General features: G+C 71.1%; 19 protein-coding genes. 17 read left to right on the top strand and 2 right to left on the bottom strand.

The annotated features are described in order from the left end of the window. Positions 1-5: 5 nt before the first annotated feature. The 9 genes from EV684_RS10860 (at position 6) to EV684_RS10820 (ending at position 12750) form a co-directional block, all read left to right on the top strand. A complete protein-coding gene (locus tag EV684_RS10860; protein ID WP_132647086.1) occupies positions 6-674 on the top strand; it encodes an ABC transporter ATP-binding protein in 669 nt (222 codons plus the stop codon). Further along, positions 671-1780, top strand: a complete 1110-nt coding sequence (locus EV684_RS10855) for a capsular biosynthesis protein (RefSeq protein WP_132647084.1) — start codon at positions 671-673, stop codon at positions 1778-1780. Before EV684_RS10860 ends, EV684_RS10855 begins: the two co-directional genes overlap by 4 nt. A gap of 5 nt (positions 1781-1785) precedes the next feature. Next, on the top strand, positions 1786-3570 hold the full coding sequence (locus EV684_RS10850; RefSeq protein ID WP_132647082.1) for a polysaccharide biosynthesis/export family protein: 1785 nt from the start codon (positions 1786-1788) through the stop codon (positions 3568-3570). 116 nt (positions 3571-3686) lie between these two features. Continuing rightward, positions 3687-5492 (top strand): coiled-coil domain-containing protein, encoded by a 1806-nt coding sequence (locus tag EV684_RS24005; protein WP_165908468.1) that lies wholly within the window; start codon positions 3687-3689, stop codon positions 5490-5492. Beyond that, the gene (locus EV684_RS10840; RefSeq protein ID WP_132647080.1) at positions 5489-6613 is read left to right on the top strand and encodes a hypothetical protein; all 1125 of its coding nucleotides are present in this window, start codon (positions 5489-5491) and stop codon (positions 6611-6613) included. Before EV684_RS24005 ends, EV684_RS10840 begins: the two co-directional genes overlap by 4 nt. After that, on the top strand, positions 6610-7599 hold the full coding sequence (locus EV684_RS10835; protein WP_132647078.1) for a sulfotransferase: 990 nt from the start codon (positions 6610-6612) through the stop codon (positions 7597-7599). The genes EV684_RS10840 and EV684_RS10835 overlap by 4 nt, the downstream gene beginning before the upstream one ends. Next, positions 7596-9581 (top strand): glycosyltransferase, encoded by a 1986-nt coding sequence (locus EV684_RS10830; protein WP_132647076.1) that lies wholly within the window; start codon positions 7596-7598, stop codon positions 9579-9581. The genes EV684_RS10835 and EV684_RS10830 overlap by 4 nt, the downstream gene beginning before the upstream one ends. Positions 9582-9583: 2 nt before the next feature. Beyond that, positions 9584-12004, top strand: coding sequence for a glycosyltransferase (locus EV684_RS10825; RefSeq protein WP_132647074.1), 2421 nt, complete (start codon positions 9584-9586; stop codon positions 12002-12004). Positions 12005-12006: 2 nt separating this feature from the next. Further along, a complete protein-coding gene (locus EV684_RS10820) occupies positions 12007-12750 on the top strand; it encodes a hypothetical protein (protein ID WP_132647072.1) in 744 nt (247 codons plus the stop codon). Positions 12751-12794: 44 nt separating this feature from the next. On the opposite strand, the gene EV684_RS10815 is transcribed toward EV684_RS10820, so the two are convergent. Beyond that, positions 12795-14624: a WcbI family polysaccharide biosynthesis putative acetyltransferase gene (locus EV684_RS10815; protein WP_132647070.1), complete on the bottom strand. Its 1830-nt coding sequence runs from the start codon at positions 14622-14624 to the stop codon at positions 12795-12797. A gap of 206 nt (positions 14625-14830) precedes the next feature. Further along, the gene (locus EV684_RS10810; RefSeq protein WP_132647068.1) at positions 14831-15661 is read right to left on the bottom strand and encodes a hypothetical protein; all 831 of its coding nucleotides are present in this window, start codon (positions 15659-15661) and stop codon (positions 14831-14833) included. 58 nt (positions 15662-15719) lie between these two features. Here EV684_RS10810 and EV684_RS24000 point away from each other — a divergent pair, with 58 nt between their 5' ends. The 8 genes from EV684_RS24000 to fcl all read left to right on the top strand — a co-directional run bounded on the left by EV684_RS24000 (position 15720) and on the right by fcl (position 25188). Next, positions 15720-15884, top strand: a complete 165-nt coding sequence (locus tag EV684_RS24000) for a hypothetical protein (protein WP_165908467.1) — start codon at positions 15720-15722, stop codon at positions 15882-15884. 66 nt (positions 15885-15950) lie between these two features. Continuing rightward, entirely contained in the window at positions 15951-17588 is a 1638-nt protein-coding gene (locus EV684_RS23995; RefSeq protein ID WP_165908466.1) for a hypothetical protein, read from the top strand. Continuing rightward, positions 17585-18835: a hypothetical protein gene (locus EV684_RS10805; RefSeq protein ID WP_165908465.1), complete on the top strand. Its 1251-nt coding sequence runs from the start codon at positions 17585-17587 to the stop codon at positions 18833-18835. Before EV684_RS23995 ends, EV684_RS10805 begins: the two co-directional genes overlap by 4 nt. Beyond that, positions 18832-19803 carry a glycosyltransferase family 2 protein gene (locus EV684_RS10800; RefSeq protein ID WP_132647064.1) on the top strand — a complete coding sequence of 324 codons (972 nt, stop codon included), beginning with the start codon at positions 18832-18834 and terminating at the stop codon, positions 19801-19803. Before EV684_RS10805 ends, EV684_RS10800 begins: the two co-directional genes overlap by 4 nt. After that, entirely contained in the window at positions 19800-21335 is a 1536-nt protein-coding gene (locus tag EV684_RS23990) for a glycosyltransferase (protein WP_165908464.1), read from the top strand. The genes EV684_RS10800 and EV684_RS23990 overlap by 4 nt, the downstream gene beginning before the upstream one ends. A 158-nt stretch (positions 21336-21493) precedes the next feature. After that, a complete protein-coding gene (locus EV684_RS10785; RefSeq protein WP_200222366.1) occupies positions 21494-22990 on the top strand; it encodes a LicD family protein in 1497 nt (498 codons plus the stop codon). A 105-nt stretch (positions 22991-23095) separates the two neighbouring features. Further along, the gene (gene gmd / locus EV684_RS10780) at positions 23096-24220 is read left to right on the top strand and encodes a GDP-mannose 4,6-dehydratase (RefSeq protein WP_132647058.1); all 1125 of its coding nucleotides are present in this window, start codon (positions 23096-23098) and stop codon (positions 24218-24220) included. Next, the gene (gene fcl / locus EV684_RS10775) at positions 24217-25188 is read left to right on the top strand and encodes a GDP-L-fucose synthase (protein ID WP_132647056.1); all 972 of its coding nucleotides are present in this window, start codon (positions 24217-24219) and stop codon (positions 25186-25188) included. The genes gmd and fcl overlap by 4 nt, the downstream gene beginning before the upstream one ends. Positions 25189-25201 lie beyond the last annotated feature (13 nt).

The following is a 25201-nucleotide window of genomic DNA, read 5'->3' as shown; positions in this document are numbered from 1 at the left end:
CCGCGATGATCGAACTACGCAACCTCAGCAAGTCGTATCCGACGCTCAACGGCCGGCGTTACGTCTTCCGCAACGTCAACTTCACGTTCCCGCCGGGCGCCAACATCGGCCTCATCGGCCGCAACGGTGCCGGCAAGTCGACGCTGCTCAGGCTGCTCGGCGGCATCGACCAGCCCGACGAGGGCGCCGTCATGACCGACAAGCGGATCTCCTGGCCGGTCGGGCTTTCCGGCGGGTTCAGCAGCACCCTGAGCGCACGCGAGAACGTGCAGTTCGTCTGCCGCGTGCATGGCGCGCACGGCGCCGAACTGCGCGAGCGCGTGGCCTTCGTCGAGGCGTTTGCCGAGATCGGCGACTACTTCGACCTGCCGATGAAGTCCTTCTCGTCGGGCATGCGCTCACGCGTGGCCTTCGGGCTGAGCATGGCGTTCGAGTTCGACTACTACCTCATCGACGAGGTGATGGCCGTCGGCGACGCGCAATTCAAGAGCAAGAGCCGCGAAGTCATGATGCAGCGCCTGAGGAAGGCCAACGTCATCATGACGACGCACAGCATGGGCGACATCCGCCAGTACTGCAACATCGTGGTCCACGTCGACGCCGGGCGCGTCACCGTGTACGAGGACATCGAGCAGGGCATCCTCGCCTACCAGGGCAAGCCCGAGGACAAATGAACCGACTCCTATTGCTGACCCCCCGGACGCTGAAGATCGCGATCGTCGCGGTGCCCTTCCTGCTGTTCGCGCTGTATTTCGCCATCTTCGCCTCCGACCGCTACGTCAGCGAGTCGGTGGTGACGGTCCGTCAGGCCGGCAGCAACGCGAGTTCGGCGATCCCTGGCGCCGCGCTGCTGCTGGCGGGCATCAACCCGCCGGCGCACGAAGACACGATGCACCTGCGCGAGTTCGTGCACTCGCAGGCGCTGGCGCTGCAGCTCGACCAGAAGCTCAAGCTGCGCGAGCACTTCGGGCGCGTGCGTCTCGACCCGATGCACCGGCTGCCCTCGGACGCCACGATCGAGGACTACGTGCGCTACTTCCGCGACCACGTGGAAGTCCAGTACGACGAACGTTCGGCCCTGCTGAAGGTGCGCACCCAGGGCCTGGACCCGGAGTTCTCGCAGCGCTTCAACGCCGCCGTGCTCGAAGCCAGCGAGCGCTTCGTCAACGAGACCTCGCACCGCATCGCGCGCGAGCAGCTGCAGTTCGCCGAGACGGAGCTGCAGCTCGCCGGCCGGCGTGTTCAGGACGCGGCCAATGCCGTGCTCAGCTTCCAGAGCAAGAACAAGCTGCTGGACCCCACCGTGCAGGCGCAGGCCACCGGCGCCCTCACGGTCGAACTCGAAGGCATGCGGGCGCGGCTGGAGGCCGAGCTCGGCGGCCTGCGCGGCTTCCTCAACGAGGACGCCTACCAGGTGCAGGCGCTCAAGAGCCGCATCGACGCGCTGGACCGCCAGATCGACGCCGAGCGCAAGCGCGCCACCGACGCCGACAGCAAGGGCCCGCGGCTGAACAAGCAGGCGCTGGACTTCCAGGCGCTGCAGCTGCAGGCCGAGTTCGCACGTGACGCCTACAAGCTGGCACTGGCAGCCGTCGAGAACGCACGCATCGACGCGACGCGCAAGATCAAGAGCCTGGTCGTCATCGAGCCGCCGTCGCGCCCGCAGACCGCCGAATACCCGAACGTCGGCTACGACCTCGCCACGGTCCTCGCCGCCTCGATCCTGCTTTACGCCATCGCGCGGCTGGTGCTGGCCACCATCCGCGAGCACCACGACTGAACGCCATGCCGATCGCCCGTTCCATTTCCTGCCTGCTGGCGGCGAGTGCTCTCGCAGCCGCCGCCCTGCCGGTCGCGGCGCAGAACCAGCTCAGCGGCGGCCCGCGCGGCCTGACCGACTCGGGCACCCGGCGCACGACCACCTCGGCCTTGACGGGCACCGACCCGTCCCAGGCGACGGCGCCGCTGGCCATGCCGCAGGTGCCCGGCCTGCCGCCCGGCGCCCTGCCGACCCCGGGCGTGGCCTCGCCGCTGCCGCCGCTGCCGCTGGACCCGTCGCTGTCGCCGGTGCCGGTGATGTTCGGCCAGCAGATGTTCAGCGGCCGCTTCGCCAACCAGGGCTTCAGCGGCTTCAACCCCGAGTACCAGATCGCCGTCGGCGACCGTGTCACGGTGCGCATGTGGGGCGGCTTCAGCTACGAGGCCACGCAGGCGGTCGACGCGCAGGGCAACCTGTTCATCCCGAACGTCGGCCCGATCAGCGTGCTCGGCGTGCGCAACGCCGACCTCAACGCCCAGGTCGAAAGCCAGATCAAGCGCACCTTCCGCGCCAGCGTGGGCGTGTACGCCACGCTGGAGGCGGCGCAGCCGGTGAAGGTCTACGTCACCGGCTTCGTGCGCGCGCCGGGGCTGTACGGCGGCCTGTCCTCGGACTCGGTGCTGTACTACCTGGACCGCGCCGGCGGCATCGACCCGGCGCGCGGCAGCTTCCTCGAAGTCGACGTGCTGCGCGGCGGCAAGCCGCGCGCCAAGGTCAACCTCTACAGCTTCCTGCTCGACGGCCGCATCGAGCCGATGCAGCTGCAGGACGGCGACACCGTCGTCGTCACGCCGCGCCGCCACACGGTGCAGGTCACGGGCGAGGCGCTGAACCCCTACGTGTTCGAGTTCTCCCGGCCGGCGGTCAGCGGCGCGGAGCTGCTGGCGCTGGCGCGTCCGCGCCCGAGCGCCACGCACATGAGCGTGGTGCGCAAGATCGGCGCCGAGCTGCGCAGCGAGTACCACCCGCTGTCGGAGGCGGCCTCGGTCACGATCCAGGACGGCGACGAGGTGACCATCACCTCCGACAAGTACCCGGGCACGATCCTCGTGCGCATCGAGGGGGCCAACCTCGGCGAGCGCTCGCTGGTCATGCCCTACGGCTCGCGGCTGAAGGACGCGATCGCGCGGCTCAAGCCCGCGCCGCAGGCCAACGTCGAGGCGCTGCAGCTGTTCCGCAAGTCGGTCGCGCTGCGCCAGAAGGAACTGCTCGACGGTTCGCTGCGCAGCCTGGAGACCTACGCCCTCACCGGGCGCTCGGCCACCAGCGAGGAGGCGGCGCTGCGCCAGAAGGAAGGCGACCAGATCCTGCAGTTCATCGACCGGGCACGCAACATCCAGCCGCGCGGCCAGGTCGTGATCGGCCAGAGCGCGGGCGCGGGCGAGACCCTGCTCGAAGACGGCGACGTGCTGCGCATCCCGGAGCGCAGCAACGTCGTGCTCGTCAGCGGCGAGGTCATGGTGCCGAACGCGCTGGTCTATGACACCGAGGCCGACGCCGAGACCTACGTGCGCCGTGCCGGCGGCTACACGCAGGCCGCCGACGACGCGCGCGTGCTCGTCGTGCGCCAGGACGGCAGCATTGCCGATGCCACGCGCGTCGGCGACAAGCCGGCGGCGACGGAGCTGCGCCCGGGCGACGAGATCCTCGTGCTGCCGAAGGTGCAGAGCAAGAACGTCGAGGTGGCGCGCGGCATCACGCAGATCGTCTACCAGATCGCCGTGGCGGCGCGCATCGCGCTGGGGCTTTGACCGTGCCGACCAAATCGACGGAGACGCCAAGAGGCAGCACCCCAGACCCGGGCCCAGGCGACAGCGATCTTGAGGCCTGGCTGCTGGCAGCCCGGCCATTGCTGGGCGGCGTCACGGTGTTGACGGCACGCGAGTTCGCCGCGGCACCGGCGCCCGGCGGGGCTGTGACGGTGCTCGTCCAGAGCCCGGCCGAAGCCCTGGCCACCGCCATCGCGTCGGGTCGCGACGAGGTCGACGAGGTGCTGGCCCAGTGGACGGCCGGCGCGCGTGGCCTGCTGCAGCACCTGCGCGGGCACCGCGACCGCACGGTGCTGCTGCACGCCGACGACCTGCGCGCCGACCTGGGCGCCGCGTTCCGTCGTGCCGGCGTCGAACCGCCGGCCTCGGGGCTCGCCCCCGCCCCGCGGACCTGCGACGACCCGGTGCTGCTGACCATCGTCCAGGCCATGCTGTCGCAGGCCCCGGAGGCGCAGCGCCTGCACGACCTGCTGCTCGCGAGCTGCGAGCCGGCCGATGGCGGTGGCATCGCCGGGACACAGGCCCCGGTGCAGGCTGCTGCGGCGCGCTGGAACACGATGCGCGCGGCCGCGCGCGACCAGGCGCGACGGCTGCGCGACGCGGGCTGGCGGCACGAACGGCTGCAGCGCATGACCGCCGAACTCGACGTTGCGCTGGACGTCGGCCAGGCCCGGCAGCGTGAACTGGGGGCCGCCACCAGCGATCTTGCCGCCATGCGCGAGCGTGCCGAGACCTCCGAGCGCCTGCATGCCGAGCAGCGCCGCGTCTCGGCCGAACTGCAGCGCCAGGCCGAGTCGGACCGTGAGCGCGCAGGCCGCGACCTGGCCGCGGCCCGCACCGAATGCGAGACGCTGCGCCAGCGTGTTAACGCCCTCGAAAGCCGGGTGCGCGAGCTCGAACCCCTGGACACGCGCATCCGCTTCCTCGACACCGACGGCGAGCCCTGCAGCGCCAGCGCCATGCCGGACTTCCGCGGCGAAGCCGGCGCCGTCGTGCGTGCCCTGGGCGGCGCGGTGGACACCGTGCGCATCGGGCAGGCGACCGGAGTCGCCCCCCACCTCGGGCTGAACCTGCTGCTGTCGGGCGTCCGCCTCGGCGCAGGTACTGCCGCCGACGTGTCGCTGCGACTCGTGGAGCATCACGCCCGCCCGGGCCTGGCGCTGTTCGACACCGCCGACGGCCACCGGCCCCTGGCCCGCTGGGAGCCCGACGGTGAAGAAGGCGGACGCGCCTTCGTGCTTCTGGTTCCCGAGGACGGCGCCTCTTCGCAGCGGCTGGCGCACATGGGCAGCAGCGACTGGGGCCGGCTCCTGCTGTACGTGGGCGCGGTCGAACAGGCGCTGCACCAGAGCGCCGTCAGCGGCCGCTGGCCGGCGGTGGCCACCGCGCTGCGCGGCCTGCTGGAGGCGACGCCCCGGCGCTGGCGCTACGACGCGGTTTGCGCGACGCCGCTGCAGTCCGGAGGCCTGCGCGTGCGCTTCGCCAACGTCGTCTGGGGGCCGCGGCACTGGCCGCACGTGGACATCGAGTGGGTCGACGTGCTGGCCCGACCGACCGAAGCCTGGATGTCGACGCCCGCCGGGGCACGCGAAGGCCGGCCGGTTCTCGGCGCCGTCACGCCCGACGCGGACGGCGGCCCCGCGTTGCTGCGCGTGCCGCTGCAGCAGACCCATCCCGCGGCCTGGCAACGGCTGGGACCGCAAGACCGACACACCCTGATGGCCATCCTCGATGCCCTGCCCGCCGTCGGTGACGCCGGCGCTCCCGACCCGACCCGCGCCGTCTCGGCGGCGCAGGCCGCACGCTCGATGCTCGCCCAGGCGCTCAGGCACGACCGGCGTGAACAGCAGCGCCAGGTGGCCGCCGGCCTGCTGCGCCGGCGCAGCGGGGGGAACGGCCGATGAGCGCGACCCCCGGTCACCTGGAAGGTGTCGCGGCCCTGCTGTCGCGCCTGTCCCACCTGGAGATGGGTCTGGTGCTGCACCTGGGCGCCCGCCGCGGCACCGACCTGTCCGTGTATCGCCGGCTGCGCGCCGGGCAGTTGGTGCTCGTCGACGGCGACCCGCGGTTGGCCGACGAGGCGCCGGGCCGCGTGGGGCCGGCACACGACCCGCGCATCGTGCTCGGCTGCGTGAGCGCGGACGGCGCCGACGCGACCTGGCACGAGTACCCGATCTCCCGCTTTGACGGCATCGTCGACTACGCCGCGCTAGGCGCGCTGTATCCGCGGCTGGCGTCACCCGCAGCGCGCCCCGTCGCCACCGTCGCCCTGGGCACGCTGCTGCGACAGCTGGCGCCGCGGACCGACGAGACCTCGCACCCGGACCTGCTGCTCGTCGACCTGCCAGGGCAGGAGGCGACACTGCTGTCCAGCCTGTCTGACGAGGCGCTGGCGCGTTTCGACTGGATCGTGCTGCGCGGCTGCGAACGGCTGGGCGCCGACGCGGCGGCACGGCATCTGGCCGGACGGGGCTACCGGCTGCTGCTCAGCGACCCCGAATCCGAGCCGCTGTGGCCGGTATGGCTCTTCGAGCGCGACCGTCACAGCGAGCCGCTGCGCCGCGCTCGCGAGGAGATCGCCGCCGGCGAGGCGCGTCTCGCCGAGCTAAGCGCCAGGCTCGCGGCCTTCGAGGCCGCGGCCGATGCCGCCGCCCGGGCCCATGCACAGCGCTCAGCCGAGCTCGAAGCGGCCGCCGAGCAGGCCCGGGAAACACTGCGCGATACCGAGGCGCGGCTGGCCGAGGCACACACCGAGGCCAGCGCGCGCGCTCAGCGCGAAGCCGAGATCGAGCAGCGCACAAGCCGGCTGGAGGCCGAACTCCAGGCCGAACGCAGCGCCAAGGCCCAGTCATCCAGGCTGCTGTCCCTGCGCGAGAACGACCTGGGCGAGCTGCAGCAGCGCTACGGCGAGTCCTGCCGTCGGGTGCAGGAGCTCGAGGCGTTGCTGGGACGCGTCCTCGACGGCCTTCGCCTGGCCAACGAGTGCCTGGGACGGTCGCGCGGCAGGCTCGAGGCGACGCCGTGAGCGGCACGCTGCCGTCGGCAGACACGGCGCGCGCCCTGGTGCTTGCGCTCGCCGAGACGGCGGGCCTGGTGGCCACGCCGCGTGCGCCGGCGGGGGAGCAGGCGGAACGCGAGGCCTGCGACCTGATCGAGCGCTGCCTGCAGCTCTGCCGCGACGCGCCGGCCGTCCCGGCCGAGCCGGTGCGCACGGTGCATCACTTCGCCTGCACCGGCGGCACGTTGATCTGCAAGTGCCTCGCGGCCCTGCCCAACGTGCAGCTGCTCAGCGAGGTGGACCCGCTGAGCACGCTGCGCTGGAACCGCATCCAACCGCAGTTCGCGCCGACCGACACCACGCTGCAGCTGCGCCAGAGCCCGCGCGGCGTGAGCCCCGAGCTCCTGGTGCGGCTGTTCGCGCAGAACCTGCTGGCGATCCAGGCCGAATGCGCCGCTCTGGGCCAGCACCTGGTGCTGCGTGACCACGCCCACAGCCACTTCTGCGTCGGCGACTCGGTCCCCGAGCGGCCGACGCTGCGCGAGATGCTGCCGCCGGACCTGCCGGTGCTCTCGGTGGTGACCGTGCGACACCCGATCGACAGCTACATCGCGCTGAGCGGCAACGGCTGGATCCACCACGCGCCGGGGACCTTCGACGAGTACTGCCGCCGCTACCAGGCCTTCCTGGACCGCCACGACGCTCTGCCGACGGTTCGGTACGAGGACTTCGTCGAGCGGCCCGAGCCGACGATGCGGGCCCTGTGCGAACTGCTGCAACTGCCGTTCCGCGAGGACTTCGTGCAGCTGTTCCCGGCGATCCGCCTGACCGGCGACAGTGGCCGCGGCGGCGAGCAGATCGCCGAGCGCCCGCGCCGCCGGCCGCCGCCGCCTCTGTGCGCCGAATTGCTCGCGTCGCACGAGGTCGGGCCGCTGTGCGCCCGCCTGGGCTACGCGCCCTCGACTCTTCAAGAAGGCCTGGAGCCTCCGCCGGCCTCGACGGGTGACCGATGAAGATATTGCACTGCAACACCTCGCTCGGAGGCGGCGCCGGGATCGCCGCGCGGCGCCAGGTCGAAGCCCTTCGCACCATCGGCCACGACGCGCGGCTGCTGTACCTGGTGAACGACTGGAAGCGCCAGGACATCGGCGTCGAGCACGACGGCTGGCAGATCCGGCTGCGCGTGCCGGGATCGCCGGCCTCCTTCAACAGTGCGCTGGCGTCGGCTTACGCGCACGGCAACCGCAGCGAGCTCAGCGACACATGGATGTCGCTGTGGGCAACCGAGCTGCCGTTCGACGAGGCGTTCGTGGATATCGCGGCCGAGTTCGACGTCGTGCACCTGCACTGGATCGCGCACCTGGTGTCGTCGGCCAGCCTGGCGCAGCTGGCCGAGCGTGGCGTGAGGCTGGTGTTCACGGGTCACGACATGAACCCGTTCACCGGCTTCTGCCACTACACCGCCGGGTGCGAGCGGCATCGGCTGGGCTGCCAGGGGTGCGCGCAGCTGCAGCGTGACCCGCTGGAGCTGGCCGCGGCCTCGTTCCGGACCAAGCTGCAGGCCGTCTCGGGGCTGGCCGCCTCGTGGGTGTTCCCCAGCCGATGGCTGGCCGACGAGTTCGACCGCTCGACGATCGGCGCGGCCTGCGGCAAGGCGCACGTGATCCGCAACTGCCTGGACATCCACCAGTGGCGCCCGGCGGCGCCACCGGAGCGCGGCGAGCTGCGCACGGCGCACGGCTTCGGCGACGACGACTTGGTGCTGGTCGCCGGCGCGCACAACAACAAGGAGCGGCGCAAGGGCTTCGACCTGATGGTGCAGGCGCTGGCCGCCGCGGACCGGCAACTGCCGGCGCTGACCGGCGGCCGCCGCGTCGTCATCGTCACCTTCGGCCACGAGGAGCCGGCCGTGAGCTCGACGTCGCCATGGCTGGAACATGTCTACCTGGGTCCGCAGGACGAGACCGGGCTGATGGCGCTGTTCCGCGCCGCCGACCTGCTGCTGTTTCCCTCACGCGAGGAGAACTTCGCGAACACCATCCTCGAGGCCCTGCTGTGCGGCTGCCCGGTCGCCGCCTTCGGCATCGGCGGCGTACCCGAGGCGGTCGAGGACGGCGTCAACGGCGTGCTCGTGCCCGAGGTCGACGGCCCCGGGTTCGCGACGGCCGTGACCGCGCTGCTGCAGCCGGGCCGGCTGTCCGAACTGCGGGCGAGCACGCTGGGCTGGGCCGAGCGACACGCCCGGCGCTTCGCGCCCGAGACGATCGCCGACGAGCTGGAGACCCTCTACCGGCTGCCCGTGCAGCCGGCGTCCGAACCCGTCGCGCCGTCACCGGCAGGGCACTGGGCATCGCTGTGCGGCGACGCGGGGGCGGTGGCGACACGTAGCGCCTTCCTGCTGCAGCAGCTTCGCAGCCTGGTGCGCCAACCGGCCCGCCAGGCGCTGTACAGCGGCTTCTACGCCCCCGAGGTCCACGCGCAGTGGGGCCGGGTGCAATGGCTGGCACGCGAGGCGGCCGTGCATTTCCGCGCCCCGGCGGGCAGCCGCTGCACGCTGGTGATGCAGGTGCCAGTGGCCGGCTTCCCGATGTCGCTGCTGGAACGCGCGGCCGACTCGCTGCAGGCTAGGCTGGACGGCCGGCCGGCCGACGTGCAAGCGGTGCACCCCGGGCCGGACGGCCAGCACGCCTACCTCGTCGTCGGCGCAACCGCCGCGGACGACGGGGCCGCCATCCACACACTGGAACTGCAGTTCGCATCGCTGGGCGTCAGCCCGGAGCGCGACCCGCGCATGCTCAGCCTGCTCGTCAGCCACGCGGGGGTTCAGAGCACCACCGCCGGGCACGGGCAGGACGAGGAGCGCTGGGACATCGCCCGCTGCGCGACCTCGCTGCTGGCCAGCGGGCCGTCCTGCTCGACCGCCCCGCTGGCCGACGAGCGGCCGGCCGGCCCGCCGGACCAGGCGCGGACCTGGATCGACCTGCTCCAAGCATGACCGTGAACGACGCAACCCTCCAAGACCGCCGCCGCCTCGTCGTCCTGGATCCGGGCTTCGAGCACCTCCACGCACATCACGCCACGGTCAACGCCGGCATCGCCCGGGCCGGCGCCGCCGCCGGGCGCGAGGTGCTCATCGTCGCCGGCCGCCGCTTGACCCCCGAGGCGCGGCGCGTGTGCGCCCAGGCCGGCGCCCAGGTCACGCCGTACTGGCGCACGCCCGGCTACCCGCAGGACGCCGACCGGCTGGCCACCGACGAGCACGAACGCCTGGCCGAACTCTTCGCAGCAGAGATCGAGGCGCTGCTCGACAGCGGCTACGTCGGCCCCGACGACGACCTGCACCTGCATACCGGCTACTCCTTCCACCTGGAAGGGCTGGCACGTGCGCTCGCGCGCCTGGCCTCCGTCCTGCGCGGGCGGGTCGTCGTGTCGCTGATGTTCCATCCGGGGCTCTACGCCGGGCGGGCCGACGGCGAACCCGAGATGCTCGACGCCCGCGAGCACTCGCGCTACCGCCGCGCGCTGGACACGCTGGCCGGGACCACGGCGGTCGAGCTGCGGCTGGCCACCTCGTGCCGCGCCTATCAGCGCGCCTACGGCGGGCTGTGGACACGCGGGCCGGTCCGCGTGCATCCGGCCATCGTGCTCGACGGCGCATCCGCCGGGCGCGGCGCGCCACGCGGCCGCCGCCAGCGTGTCCTGCTCTACCTCGGCGGCCCCAAGGAGAACAAGGGCCTGTCGTTCTCGGCCCAGGTCGGCGCGCTGGCCGCCCCGCGCTTCCCCGACCTCGAGTTCGTCTTCCACTTCAACACCGGCTTTCCCGGCTCGGCGGCATTCCGCGCCGCCGTGGCGCGCCTGCGCGCCGCCGGCGAGACGCACGGCAACGTCAGCGTGATCGAGCAACGGCTGGAAGGCGACGCCTACCGCGACTTGGTCGCCAGCTGCGACGCGGCCTGCCTCTTCTATGACCCGCAGGAGTACCGGTTCAAGACATCCGGCGTGCTCTGGGACCTGCTCGGCGTGCCGGGCCTGCGCTGGGTCGTCAGCGGCGGCACCTGGCTGGCCGACGAACTGGCCGAGCTCGGCCTGCCCCGCGAGGAAGTGCGCTTCGGCAACTCCGAGGCGGCCGTGCAGGCGATCGCTGCGCTCCAACCGGCCGCCAAGCCGGCTTCGGGGGGCGCCGACGACGGCTACCTGCAACTGCTGCGCCGTCCTTACGGCGAGTGGCTGCTAGAGCAGACGGCCCGTCCCCCGGCAACGATGCCGGCGCCGCGTGGCGTGCTGCCGCGGGTGCTGCGCCACGCCGTCGGCGCGGCAGCACATCGCCGGCGGATCCTCGTCGTGCGCACCGGCTACGGCCACTTCAGCCCGCTCAGCGGCCCGGGTGGCTTCGTCCAGCCCCTGCGCGACATGGGCCACTTGGTCGACGAGTGGCTGATCCCGCTGGGCCACCAGAGCGCCTGGGACCTGCGGCCGGGCGGCCTGGGCGAGACGATGCTCAGGCGCTGCCAGGCCCGGGTACGGTCCTATCAAGGCAACGCGATGCCGTACGAGACCCGGCTGCAGGGCGTGCTCGGCGACTACGACGTCGTGCACTTCGTCGACGGCGAGCACGCGGGGCTGCTGACGGCGCTGGCACGCCTGAACGGGCTGCAGGGCCCGCGGCTGGTGGCGACCTTCCACCAGCCGAGCGCGATCTGCGCCGACCTCGTGCAGCGGCCCGACTTCCTGTCCGGCTTCGACCGCCTGCACCTGATGGCTCCCGACCAGCGCGACTTCTTCGCGGCGCACGTGGACGAGTCCAGGCTGCGCATCGTGCCCCACGGCCTGGCGCCGGAACTGCTGGACTTCGGCAGCGCGCCGCTGGACGAGCCGGCCGACGTGGAGCTGGAGGAAGCGCTGGCGCGTTTCGGTACCCGCACCGTGATCCTGTGCGTGGGCGGCTGGCTGCGCGACTACCCGGCCTTCGTCGCGACGGCCGACCTGATGCGCGAGCGCACCGACTGCGTCTTCGTCGCCGTCAGCAAGGGCCTGTCGCTCGATGCGGCCGGGCGCCCGAACCTCGTCGTGCTCAACCGCGGCGTCAGCGACGAGACCCTGCACGCCCTGTACCGCCGGGCCTCGCTGCTGCTGCTGCCGCTGTCGGCGGCTGCGGCCAACAACGCGATCCTGGAGTCGCTGGCACACGGGTTGCCCATCGTCACCACCGACCTGCCGGCGACGCGTTTCTACACGCGCGGGCTGGCCGAGTACTGCGCCCACCGTCCGGCGGAGTACGCCCAGGGCGTCGGGCGCATGCTGCGCCGACTGGACGGCGCTCGCGGCGACCCGCAGGCCGCACGCTCGCGTTCGGTAGCAGCCGACTTGAGCTGGCCGTGCGTGGCCGAACGCATGGACGCGGAGTTGTACGAAGCCTAGGCTTGCCTGCCCGGGTGCCGTCCCGGCACTTCTGCCCACCGGACCTCGGTCCGGCGGCCAGAGCGCGCGCGCAGGCCCTCACTTTTCATCTTGAACCCGGCCGGTTCTTCCGGCTGGCGTGCGCCTTGATCTCGCATCACCTGAAGTTCATCTACGTCCACATCCCGAAGACGGGAGGCAACTCGATCCAGACCGTGCTCGGGCCGCATTCGAGCGACCGCCTGGTGTACCGCCCGAGCGTCGGCCAGGTGCTCGAGGAGGACGGCACGCAGGGACTGGACGTCATCAACGAGGAACTCGGCTTCGTCACGGGCTCGCACAAGCACGCCGCCATTTCCGACTACGCCGCGGCCCTGGGCCGTTCGCTGGGCGACTACCGCGTGCTCTGCTCGGTCCGCAACCCGTGGGACCGGGTGATCTCGTACACCGCGTTCGGCACGCCCGGAGGTCTGGCGGTCGGCCGGACCCTTCGCCCGGACGAGTTGCGCCTGCCACGGCGGCAGGTGGACTACCTGACGCTCGACGGCAACGTCAGCGCGGACCACGTCATCCGCTTCGAACGGTTGAACGAAGACCTGGGGCGCGTCTGCGCACATCTCGGGATCCCCTGCTGCTCACCGCCACACAAGAACCGCTCGCGGCGCGACGACTATCGCCTGTACTACACCGACGAGACGGCCGACTACGTTGCGATGCGCTACCGCGACGACATCACGCGGTTCGGCTACCGCTTCGACTTGGCGTGAGCCGATCCGGCGCCGAAGCGCCGGGCCACTGAAGCGCGCGAGGCTCAGGTCGCGGGCTGCGCCTGCGGTAGGAGCGCCACCACACGCTGCGGGACGAGGACCGTCGATCGGATCTGCTCGGCGTTGAACCGATGCTGTTCCTCGCTGAGCTTGGCCATGCGCGCGGCCAAGCCGGCGATCTCCGCCGCCAACGAGAGCGGCCGGTGGACGGCACCAGAGCCGCGCGTGCGGAAGTATCGGTAGACGCCCGCATGCGCGCCGTCCTCGGCGATTCCCAGGCCCTTGGCAACCGAAGGCAGCGACGGGAAATCCAGGAAGTCGATCGACGACATGTCGTAGCTCACGCGCAGTTGGCCGGACACGAGGCGCTCGAACGCCGCCCGGTCCCGCGGAGCGAAGCGCTGGGCCAGCAGCGCCAGGACGCGGGCCGTGATGCGGTCCAGGATGACCTTGCGCGGGTGATTGAAGGTGTAGAACGGACGCTCGCCGAAGTCCGCCGCGCAGACGATGTCGGACAGGCTCACGTCGAGCTTGTGGTAGTGCTCGCGTTCGCGCAGGCGCGTCGTGGCCGCCGCGACCCACTGCTGCAGCTCTTCCGGCGTGTACAGGCCGGGGTCTAGCAGCAGGGAGTTGATCGCCTCGGGCGCATGGCCGGCCTGGAGCATCAGGTAGGCGATGGCGTCGGCCGGACCAGCCATGTCGCTGTCCGGCTGGGTGCGCAGATCGCCCTGGTTCGGCCAGTAGGCGTTGAAGTGCATCGACGGCACGCGCAGGCAGGCGCCAGGGCCGGCGATGGCTTCCAGTTCCTCGCTGCCGACGGCGAAGCGCTCGTTGCGCACGACCTGCGTGATCAGCATCAGACTGCTCGCGGCGAGCGCCCGGAGCTGGTCCGCGCCCTCGGACGTGAGTTCGTGGACATCGGCGACGTAGCAGGACTGCAGGTTCATCCCGCAGGCGTCGAAAGCCGCATTCAACGCGTGGTGCAGCACCTGCATCTGGCAGTTGCCGAACAGCAGCACGGTGGGACGCCGTTGCACGCCGACGAAGAAAGTGCGCGGGTCCTGGCCCTCGTAGTCCTCGAGCGAGGTGCTGGTGTGGTTGACGCGGAGGTACTTCGCGTCGTTGAAGCCCTCACCGTACGAGAGATAGGGGGAGTCGGCACTCGAGGTCTGCGAAGCCAGAACCGTCTTCAGTTCGAACTCGCGGTCGAAGACCTCGGGCACGATCTCGACGAACTCCCTCCAGTTGACCCTGGCACGCGTGCTGACGAGATAGGCCTTGTTGTAGCCGCGGATCAGCAGGCGCCAGCCCTGGTTGCCGCGCAACCAGTCGAGCAGCGCATCGTTGATGCAGGGCGCGAGCGCGTGGTCGACGTCGTCGACGACGATGATCGCATCGGATGTCGCGACGCGGGCCGCGGTGTCGAGGTCGCGGATCACCGCGGGGTAGGAGTGTTCGCCGTCGATGTGGATCCAGCGCGCCCGGCTGGTGTGCTTGTCGATGGCGTTGGAGAAGTTCCCCGCGGCGCTGTCGACCTGGACCTGGACGATGCTCTCGGCGGTCGCCGGGGTATGGCTGGTGACGAAGTTCTTGGCCGCGTCCAGGTAGTGGGCGGCGATATCGACCAGGACCAGCTTCTCGCGGGGCGCGAGAGCATGCGCCGGAAGATACGAGCCCCAGCCCTGGAAGACGCCGATCTCGACGAGATCGCCCTGCACGCGACAGCTCTTCTGCACCGCCAGAAGATAGCTCCATAGGGCCGCAGCCTTGGGATGCATCCCGCCGCCGACGCCTGTGCGCAATTGGATGTACTGGCGAAAGACCGGGATGGCAGCGCGTAAGTCGTGCAGCAAATCGAGGTAAGGATGCTTCATGGCGGTAACGGGACGGGCAGCGGGTAAAGGCGGCGAGTCATCCCTGTAGGACCTCGCCTGGGGAAATCGCCGACAGCCATCGCGAGATAAACCCGAGGTCGAGCCCGATCAACTGGCAGACGCACGATCGGCGAATCGTCGAGGACATCGCTGCGAAGACCGTGCAGCATGCCAAAGGGCGGCCACCCCCACAAGCACGCTTGCCCTCAGCAGAGGCGAACACCGATGCGCACCACCTCCGCCCACTCGTCCAGCGTCAGATCCCGACGCCCGTCGGCGGCCGCCTCGGCGCCGACGGCACGCAGGAAGGCACGCATGCGCTCCGGGTTGCTGACCTTGTCGTAGGCATCACGGCGCCGGTCCTGCACGGTGGGGCCGTCGTGCAGCGGTTCGGCCGGCAAGGTCGCCGCCGGCACGATGCACCGGACCCGGTCGAGTACCTGCCGGGCCTGGTCATCGCGGCTCGCGTCGACGAGGTCCTCGTAGGCGATGGGGGCCACGCAGCGGGAAGCGTCGCGGGCAGCCGCCAAGCCGGATTGCAGGTGCTTCAACGTGAAGTCAACGAAACCGATGAAACGTTCGGGTTCGAAGGCGACGCGCTGCGCCGAGGTGTCGATCCCGCCGAACACCCCGACCTGCATGGCGACTTCGTTGGAAATAAACGACTGCAACAGGTTGCGCGTCAGCAGCACGACACCGTGCGCGTCGGCAATCACCGCCCGGAGGCCTTCGGACGACAGGTGGTCGGGAAATATCTTGAACGTCGGGACAGTAGCCTCGTCGATCGCGCGAAGGCGTCGAATATATTCCACGGGATTATCGACAATCCTCTTTCGAAGAGAATCCGAATCATCCCCGGAAACAGCCCACGGAAGATCCTGGAATATCCGTTCAGCATCCACCCCGAGGCCCTGCTTCATGATTTCCAGGCGGTAGTGAAAGATCTCCATGTAAACCCGCAGCGGCGCCACGAGACGCAAGAGCGACATGAGATGGGTGCTACCGGAGCGGGCAAACGAAAGAACGACCAGACTCATGACTCGAATTCTTCAGTTGACATCGGAGTGCGAAAACGGGCGAGCGCCACGAAAACAAATGCCGACGAATCCGATCATCCCCTCGAAAATCACCGACAAGCGAAAAAAGAAAAAACACGAGCAACCGGACGATACTACACGATCAACCGTGGAGAGGGCGACGGACTTCGACAGCGCAAGCCTGCGCGACTATCATTGCCGGTTTGCGTCCGGCGGCAGTTGACGGCGCGCCAAACGCCTTGTTCACCGCGGATTTGCTTCGACCGGGTCCGCGCCCACTACCGATCTGATGACCCCCTCCGCCCCTGCGCTCCAGTCCCTCGCCCAAGTCACGCTCATCCAGATCGTCAGCTGGCGCCGCGACGGCGCGGAGGCCGCGGCCGTGGCCGCGGCGATCAAGGAAGCGGACGCAGACATCGCGGCCGTCCCGCGGGAGTCGGCGCTCGCCCCGACTGCCAGCAGCCGGGCTCTCTACCTGATCGAATCTGCCGAGGCGTCCATCTGCAGGCTGATGGCGGCCGGCCGAGCGCCTCGCGAGGCGCTCGAACACTGGCTGACCCGGGCCGAACAGGCTGTGGTGGCCGCCGAGCAGAACCCGCTGGATGTCGTGCTGATAGAGTCGGCCGCACTCGAGAGCAGCGCTCTCGCGCAGCGCCTGCAAGCCTGGGCACCGAGCCTGTCCCGGATCCGCGTGCGACACCAGCCCATCCCGCAGGTCACCGACCCCGCCCTCTGGCAGGCCGCCCTGCGCCTGACCCGGGCGCACCCGGGCGTCCAACACCTCAAGGAACGACTCCGAATGTCAGGCATCGTCGCCGGCCCCGAGGCCACGCCCGCCGCCGCGCCCACCGCCGTTGGCAGCCCCGAGCCCGCCGCGCCGCCGGCGGTTCTGCCCGCCCTCCCCGAGGACCGCGAGCAGGCTCTGCGCGGCTGCCTCGCCGACGCGCAGCAGGAGCTCGAGGACACCTACCTGCGCCTGCGTGACCTGGAAAGCCAGATGCGGGGCGGCGCGGTCTCCGGCCGCTTCGCCGCGCGCGCCGGCCACATGCGCCTCACCGAGGTCACGCCGACCAGCGTGCGCGTCGAACTGCGCCCGCTGGACATCGTCGGCCTGCGACGCCTGCCCCGGGTCGACGCTCGCCTGCTGCTGGTCGACGGCCAACCGGCGCTGCGCCTGTACGCCACCGGCGAATCCCCCGAGGTCGTGCAGGCCTGGAAGCCCGACGGCGCCGAACAGGGACTGGACTACATGCAGTTCCGGCCGGCCGACGCCGCCGACCGCCAGCGCCTGCAGTTCCTCGGCTCGGCCGACTGGTACGTGGTGACCGGCGTGACGACGCTGCTCGGGCGCCAGCTGCCGGAGCTCGGCGAGGCCACCTCCACGGCGGTCACGCTGGCCGCACGGCGGCTGCGGCGCCAGGTCGCCGAGCTGCCACACCGCCTTCGCTACGACGGCGTGTCGGTGGGCGCCGAGGCCGGCGACGTCACCGTGATCCAGTTCTCCGGGGCCAGCTTCGGGCCTGTCGAGCTCGGCAGGATCCGCCTGCTGTGGTCTGCCGCCGGACTGCGCTGGCGGCGCGATGACAAGGTGACCGAGCCGCCGCTGGCCGGCTGGCCGGTAGACGCCCAGGGCCTGCCGACCGTCGAATGGCAGATCCCGGTGGCCGACAGTCGCGGCGCCGCCGAACGCGCCGCAGCCTGGCAGGCCCTGACCGACAACGACAAGGCGATGGTCGTCGCGGTGCTCGACGCGATGCCGGCCGCGACCATGCTCGAGGGTGCCGCGTTCGGCGCGCCCGCCGCGCGCCGCGCGGAGCTCGCCGAGCTCGCCCCGCGCTGGCTTCGCCAGGCGCAGGCCGCCGCCGCGGGCCGCCGCGGGCGGCGCCTGGCACGGCTGCCGCTGCTCGGACGGCTGTTCGCGGCATGAGCGTCGCAACGCCAGCCACGCGGCGGGCCGTCGTCGCAACCAGCCTGAATCCGCATGACCGCATCGCCCATCAGCGGGCCTGCTTCGAGCGCTGGCGCGCGCTGGGCGTCGAGGCGCTGAGCTTCAACCACGCGGCCGAACGCGAACGCCTGATCGAGGCCGGGCTGCCGGCCGAGGCCCTGGTGGAGATCGGCGACGAGGACACGATGCTGCCCTTCGGCGGCCGGCCGATGCCGCGCATCGTGCCGCTGCTCGAACGGCTGCTGGCAGGCCAGGCCGAGGTGGTGCTCGTCGTCAACTCGGACCTCTTCCCTGCCGTCAGCCGCAACCCGCTGCCGCTGATGGCCGCGCAGGCCGCAGCCTCGGGCTACGTGCGCAGCGACTGCAGCGCCGTCGACGAGCCGGCCGGCACCCCGAAGGCGCCCTACCACGGCGGCCTGGACGCCTTCTGCTTCCGCACCGAAGGCCTGGCCGACCTCGTCGCGCGGCTGCGCCAGGAGCCGGCCGCCGAACGCATGGCCTTCGGCGTTCCCGGCTGGGACTTGTACGTGGGCCACGAGGTGCTGGCCATCGGCGGCCGCCTGCTGGAGGCGCGCTTCCTGCTCCATCCGCGGCACGCCGCCGGCTACGCGTCGATCGACCCGTTCGCCGAACAGGCTGCGGCGATGCTCGCCAGCGGCCGCTACGCCGCGAACGACCACGTCGAACTGGCCGCCGAATTCGTCGCCCGCATCCGGGCCCAGTGCCTCCGCCATCTGGCCGACACCAGGATGATGCAGAGCGCGCTGGCCGACCCCGTGCCGCCCGCCGTGCGTGCGGACACCGACGGCCGCGCGCCTGAACAGCAGACGCTGCCGGGCTCGCTGGTGCAGGCGCAGAAGGCGCGGCCGGACTGGCGCACGCTGCACCTGTCGCACGAGTACCTCGCTACGCGGGGCACGCGGCTGAGCGTCTACCTGGTCGCCCTGCGCGCGGCGCTGGCGCTGATGCGCGAGCAGGGCCGCACCGGCTGGACGACTCACTACCCCAAGGGCTCCGCGCACGCCGAGCAGTTGCAGAGCTTCCTGGGCGAGGCCGATGCCGTCCAGCGCCGCGAACGCATCCTGGATCTGCTCGCGATCGATCTCTACGAGCACGCGGTGCTCAACCTCCACCTGCTGAAGTACCTGCGCGTGCACTGCCGCCACGAGCAGGAGGAGCGGCTCTTCGCCGCCCTGATGCACGACCTGCGCGGCGCCCTGACATGAACCGACTCCCCATGCCCCTGGACCCCGCGGCAACGCTGCCGTGGGAGGCCGACCTCCACGTCGAGCCGGCGACCGCAGACCTGCCGACGCTGTCGGTCGTCATGCCCGTGTACAACGCCGGCAAGTACCTCGAGAAGACGCTGCGAAGCCTGCTGTGCAACGACCTCGCCGGCGTCGAGATCATCATGATGGACGGCGGCAGCAAGGACGAGACGCCCGCCATCCTGGCGCACTACCGTGACATGTTCGCGCACGTGCAGTCCGAGCGCGACAAGGGCCAGTCCGACGCCATCAACAAGGGCATGGCGCGCGCCACCGGGCGCATCCTGTGCTGGCTCAACGGCGACGACCTGTTCCTGCCCAACGTGCTGAACGCGGTGCGCGCGCGCTTTCGCGACACGCCGGGCTGCGAGGTCGTCGTCGGCGACGCCTACATGACCGAGCTGGACCTTCGCCCGATCCGCCACTTCGTCTACGGCCCCGAGAGACTGACACAGGCGGTGCTGCTGGACTACGCGCGCAACCACCTGGTGCAGCCCAGCGTGTTCTTCTCGCGCCGCGCCTGGGACGCCGCCGGGCCGGTGAAGCTGGACCTGCACTACTCCATGGACGCGGATCTGTTCCTGCGCATGGCGGGCCAGTTCACGCTGCACCACCTGCCGCTGGACATCGCCTACAGCGTCTATCACGAGGACTGCAAGACGCGCTCGGCACGCGCCGAGTCGATCAGCGAGCTGGCGCTGGTTCAGGCCGGCCACGGCGGCCAGGCCGAGGCGACGGCGACGATGCAACTGCTGCTGGACCTGCACCACCAGCTCGAACGGCGGATCGGCGATCTCGAGGAGGCGCCCGCCTCCGGGCCGTCGCTGCGAGAGCAGGCGCTGCTCGCGCGCGTGGCCGAGCTGGAGCGCCGCCTGGCAGTGCTGGCCGACGCCTTCGTCGAGATCGACGCGCTGGAGTCGGCGTGAAGATCGCCATCCTGACCAGCGCCTCGGCGGGCGGTGCCGGCATCGCCGCCAGCCGCGTGGCGCACGCCCTGCGCGAGCACGGCGGCCACAGCGTCGACATCTTCGACATCGAAACCGCCGGCCCGGTCTCCCAGGAGGTCTCGCCGCAGCGCTCGGTGACCAACGGGCGGCTGTCGAACACCCAGTTCACCGCCGACTACGGCACCGCGCACCGCGCCTGGCTGGTGCGAACGCTGGCCGGCTACGACCTGGTCAACGCGCACTGGACGACCTACCTGCAGTCCATCGCCGACCTGGAGGCCCTGGCGGCCACCGGCGTGCCGCTGCTGCTGACCTTGCACGACGCCAACTACGTGACCGGCGGCTGCCACTACGCGGCAGGCTGCACCGGTCTGTTCTCGGGTTGCCATGCCTGCCCCCAGGTCAACACCGAGGTGTTCGCGCGTGCCGAAGTGCAGCGCGTGAAGGCGCGCAAGGACGCGCTGCTCGCACGGCCCAACGTCCACCTGTCCGCGCCCAGCCGCTACATGCTGGAGCAGGCGGCTCACGCCGCGCCGGTGCCGCAGCAGCGCCTGCATCTGCTGCGCAATCCGTACGCACCGCTGGAGATCGAGACCGCGGTCCCGCCACGTCCGTTCACTGTCCTGCTGGTCGCCGACAGCCTGACAGAGCGCCGCAAAGGCGCGCGCCTGGCGGCCGAGGCGCTGCTGCTGTTCTGCATGCGGCAGGGGCGAGACAACCCGGTGCGCATCCACGTCGCGGGCAATGCCGACGAGTCGCTGCTGAGGTCGCTGCGCGCGACCGGAGCGGAACTGCTGGCCCACGGCCGGCTGACGAACCACCGCTGGCTCGTCGAGGTCTACCGCACCAGCGACCTGCAGATCTGCCCGTCACACGAGGACAACTGGCCCAACGTGCTCGTCGAGGCGGCGGCCTATGGCTGCCTGGCGATCGTCGGGCCGGGCCACGGCTGCGAGGAGTTCGCGCGCGCCTACGACGCCGGCACGGTATGCACGGAGTACTCGGCCACCGCGTTCGCCGACGCGCTGAGCGGCATCGCCGCCATGCCCGCTGACGAGCGCGAGCTCTGGCGCGAGGAGCTCGCCGCCCGCGTGATCGCCGACCACGCCCCTGACCGCATCGCAGCCGACTTCAACGACGCCTTCGCGTGCATCGTCGGCAGCGAACCGGCCGAAGATCCGCGCGAGCGCCTCGGCGGTCTGTGGTCGTCCAACTACCTCGGAGCCGCCACGCGCGAGATGCTGGTCGCGCCGGCGGCGCGTGGTGCGGAGGCCGGCGACCTGGTGGTCACGCGGCGGCGCGCCGCGACATCGAGCGGCACGCTCGCCCTCAGCGCGGTCTACGACGGTGCTGCGGGTCCCGTGCCGGTGCCGTTCCAGCCCGAGCGCGGCGAGGCACGCGTGCCGGTTCACCATAATGGTGGCCGGCTGCGCCACGTCTTTGCCGCCGAGGCCAACGACTATGGTGTCTCGCAACTCGGCTGCCGCATCGACGGCGACGCCCCGGACTGAACGGCCCCGGGCAGCTTGGCAACCGCGTCCCCCTGACACGAACAGAACGACAAAACGACATGGCCACTGGTGACCAGCCTGGCGCGATGGGGCGCCTCGCGAACTGGATTCGGGGCCGCAGCGGCCCCGCGGCGGATGAAACCGCGCCCGCAGCCCCCATGCCGCCGCCCGCGGCACCGGCGCCCGCCGAGCCGCCCAAGGCTCCGGCGCCCCCGCCGCCGCCCGCGACGAACAGGCCGGCCGCCGCTGCTCCGACGCTGGCCCGCCACGCGTCAGCCCTCACCGACACGGCCACGCTGCTGCCGTCGCTGGGCTACTTCGCTTTCACCCCCGCGGATGCCCTGAAGCTGCGCCTGGACGCGCCGATCACCGGCCTGCGCGTGCAGATCGAGGACCCGACCGGGCCCTGCCTGCTGCACCTGCACGGCATCACGCTGCTGAAGGGCGGCCGCGCGCTGGACGTCGCGGGCAAGGGGCGTGCACGCCAGAGCAGCGCCCACCGCGACGAGGCGCGCTTCGGCCCGGACACGCTGCTGGCGTCCAAAGGCATGCACACCAAGTCCGAGATGCGGCCCTGGTGGGCGGTGGAGTTCACCGAGCCGGTCGACGCCGACGAGGTGCGCATCTTCAACCTGCGCGACACCTGGAGCCGGCGCGCCCGCCCGTTGCGCGTGTTCACGCGCGCCGCGGACGGCAACTGGACGCTGCGCCACGACGGCAGCTCGGCCGACGCGGCGCTGCAGTCGCTGTTCGCGGTGCTGTCGATCTGCGGGCCGATCGAGTTCCGCGCCGACGAGCCGGCCGCGCAGCTGCGCCAGCGCCTGCTCGCCGCCTGCGCCGCGGCCATCATGCGCGGCGCCCTGCCGCTGAAGGACCTGCCCTGGCAGCGCATCCTGCCGATCGTCGACCTCTACGGCGCCGCGCCGCTGGGTGACGACGAACTCACCGTGCTGGCGGCGCGGCTGATGTACACCCACGTGCTCGATCCGCTGATGGCCTTCACGGCCAAGCTGCAGGACCGTGCCCAGGTGCTGCGGCTGCAGGCGCGCATGAACGAGATCTCGGCCGTCCACGGCGAAGGCACCTACGTGCTGACGCGCCACGGCGTGCAGCGCTCCAAGCTGCTGTCGCGCACCCGCGAGCACGTCGACGCGATGGCCGAGGTGGCCGAGGTGCTGCAGCGCGAGGGCCGCGAGCCGATGATCTGCTACGGCACGCTGCTCGGCGCGGTGCGCGACGGCGGCTTCATCGCACACGACGACGACGTCGACATGCTGTACCGCTGCCGCGGCCAGTCGCGCGCCGAGGTCGAGCAGGAGATGAAGGCCGTCACCAAGACGCTCACCGACGCCGGCTTCACGGTGCGCCAGGTGCCGCCGTACCTGAACCTGCACGTGTTCGACCCGCGCCGCGGCGGCCTGCTGGTCGACGTCTTCCCGTGCTGGGTGGTCGACGGCAAGGCGCACCTCCACATGGAGCGCATGACGGTGCGCGCGATCGACGCCGACATCGTCTACCCGCCGGCGTCGATCGAGCTCTACGGGCGCACGCTGCCCACGCCGGCGCGCCCTGCGGACTTCCTGCTCGCGCGTTACGGCGAGGGCTGGACGGTATCGAACCAGTTCTTCGAGTGGCCCTGGGCCTTGAGCGACTGAAGCGTGCCGCGGCCGGAACCGCATCCCCGCACCGGGGGGCGCCGACGGCCGCCCCGACACCGGCTGACACCGGCCCGCGACAGGGCTTGAGACACAATCCGCCACATGAAGAAAGCGCTCATCACAGGCATCACGGGGCAGGACGGCAGCTATCTCGCCGAGTTCCTGCTGGAGAAGGGCTACGAGGTCCACGGCATCAAGCGCCGCGCGTCGCTTTTCAACACCCAGCGCGTGGATCACCTCTACGAGGACCCGCACGTCGAGCACCAGCGCTTCGTGCTGCACTACGGTGACCTCACCGACAGCTCCAACCTGACGCGCATCCTGCAGGAGGTGCAGCCCGACGAGGTTTACAACCTCGGCGCGCAGAGCCATGTCGCGGTGAGCTTCGAGGCGCCCGAGTACACGGCCGACGTCGACGCGATGGGCACGCTGCGCCTGCTCGAGGCGATCCGCTTCCTGGGCCTCGAGAAGAAGACGCGCTTCTACCAGGCCTCGACCTCCGAGCTCTACGGCCTGGTGCAGGAGATCCCGCAGAAGGAGACCACGCCCTTCTACCCGCGCAGCCCGTACGCGGTGGCCAAGCTCTACGCCTACTGGATCACCGTCAACTACCGCGAGGCCTACGGCCTGTACGCCTGCAACGGCATCCTGTTCAACCACGAGAGCCCGCGCCGCGGCGAGACCTTCGTCACGCGCAAGATCACGCGCGGCCTGGCGAACATCGCCCAGGGCCTGGAGCAGCGCCTGTACATGGGCAACCTCGACGCGCTGCGCGACTGGGGCCACGCCAAGGACTACGTGCGCATGCAGTGGATGATGCTGCAGCAGGACAAGCCCGAGGACTTCGTCATCGCCACCGGCGTGCAGTACTCGGTGCGTCAGTTCATCGTCTGGTCGGCGGCCGAGCTCGGCATCACGCTGCGCTTCGAGGGCAGCGGCGTCGACGAGCGCGGCATCGTCGAGGCGGTCAGCGGCGACAAGGCCCCGGCCATCAAGCCCGGCGACTGCATCGTCGCGGTCGACCCGCGCTACTTCCGCCCCGCCGAGGTCGAGACCCTGCTGGGCGACCCGTCCAAGGCCAAGACCCGGCTCGGCTGGGTGCCCGAGATCACCGTGCAGCAGATGTGCGCCGAGATGGTGGCCGAGGACCTGAAGGCCGCGCAGCGCACGGCGCTGCTGCGCGCCCACGGCCACGCGATGCCCGTGTCGCGCGAGGACAGCCGATGATCCAGTCCGGCGAGGCGATCTTCGTCGCCGGCCACCGCGGCATGGTCGGCTCGGCCATCGTGCGCCGTCTGCAGGCGCTCGGCCACACCGACATCCTGACGGCGACGCACGCCGAACTCGACCTGACCGACCAGGCGCGCGTGCGCCAGTTCTTCGGCGACCACCGCATCGGCCACGTCGTGCTCGCAGCGGCCAAGGTGGGCGGCATCCACGCCAACAACACCTACCCGGCCGAGTTCATCTACGAGAACCTGATGATGGAGTGCAACGTCGTGCACGCGGCCCACGTGGCCGGCGTGCAGCGCCTGCTCTTCCTGGGTTCGAGCTGCATCTACCCGCGCATGGCGCCGCAGCCGATGCGCGAGGACGCGCTGCTCACCGGCACGCTGGAAAGCACCAACGAGCCGTACGCCGTCGCCAAGATCGCCGGCATCAAGCTCTGCGAAAGCTATAACCGGCAGTACGGGCGCGACTACCGCAGCGTCATGCCGACCAACCTCTACGGCCCGGGCGACAACTACCACCCCGAGAACTCGCACGTGATCCCGGCGCTGCTGCGCCGCTTCCACGAGGCCGTGCGCAGCGGCCAGCAAGAGGTCGTCATCTGGGGCAGCGGCACGCCGATGCGCGAGTTCCTGCACGTCGACGACATGGCCGCGGCCAGCGTCTTCGTCATGGGGCTGGACGACGCGACCTACCGCGCCCACACCGAGCCGATGCTCAGCCATATCAACGTCGGCACCGGCGTCGACTGCACGATCCGCGAGCTCGCCGAGACGGTGGCCCGCGTCACCGGCTTCCAGGGCCGGCTGACCTTCGACGCCAGCAAGCCCGACGGCACGCCGCGCAAGCTGATGGACGTCTCGCGCCTGGCGGCGCTGGGCTGGCGCGCGGGCATCGGGCTGGAGGACGGGCTGCGCGACGCCTACGCGTGGTTCCTGGAGCATCACGCCGTCGCCCGACGCTGAACGCGGGAGGCCG

It is taken from the genome of Rubrivivax gelatinosus (assembly GCF_004340905.1).
Taxonomy (GTDB): Bacteria; Pseudomonadota; Gammaproteobacteria; order Burkholderiales; family Burkholderiaceae_C; genus Rubrivivax; species Rubrivivax gelatinosus.
The sequence above is the reverse complement of the archived record's forward strand: the minus strand, read 5'-3'. Positions and strand labels throughout refer to the sequence as shown.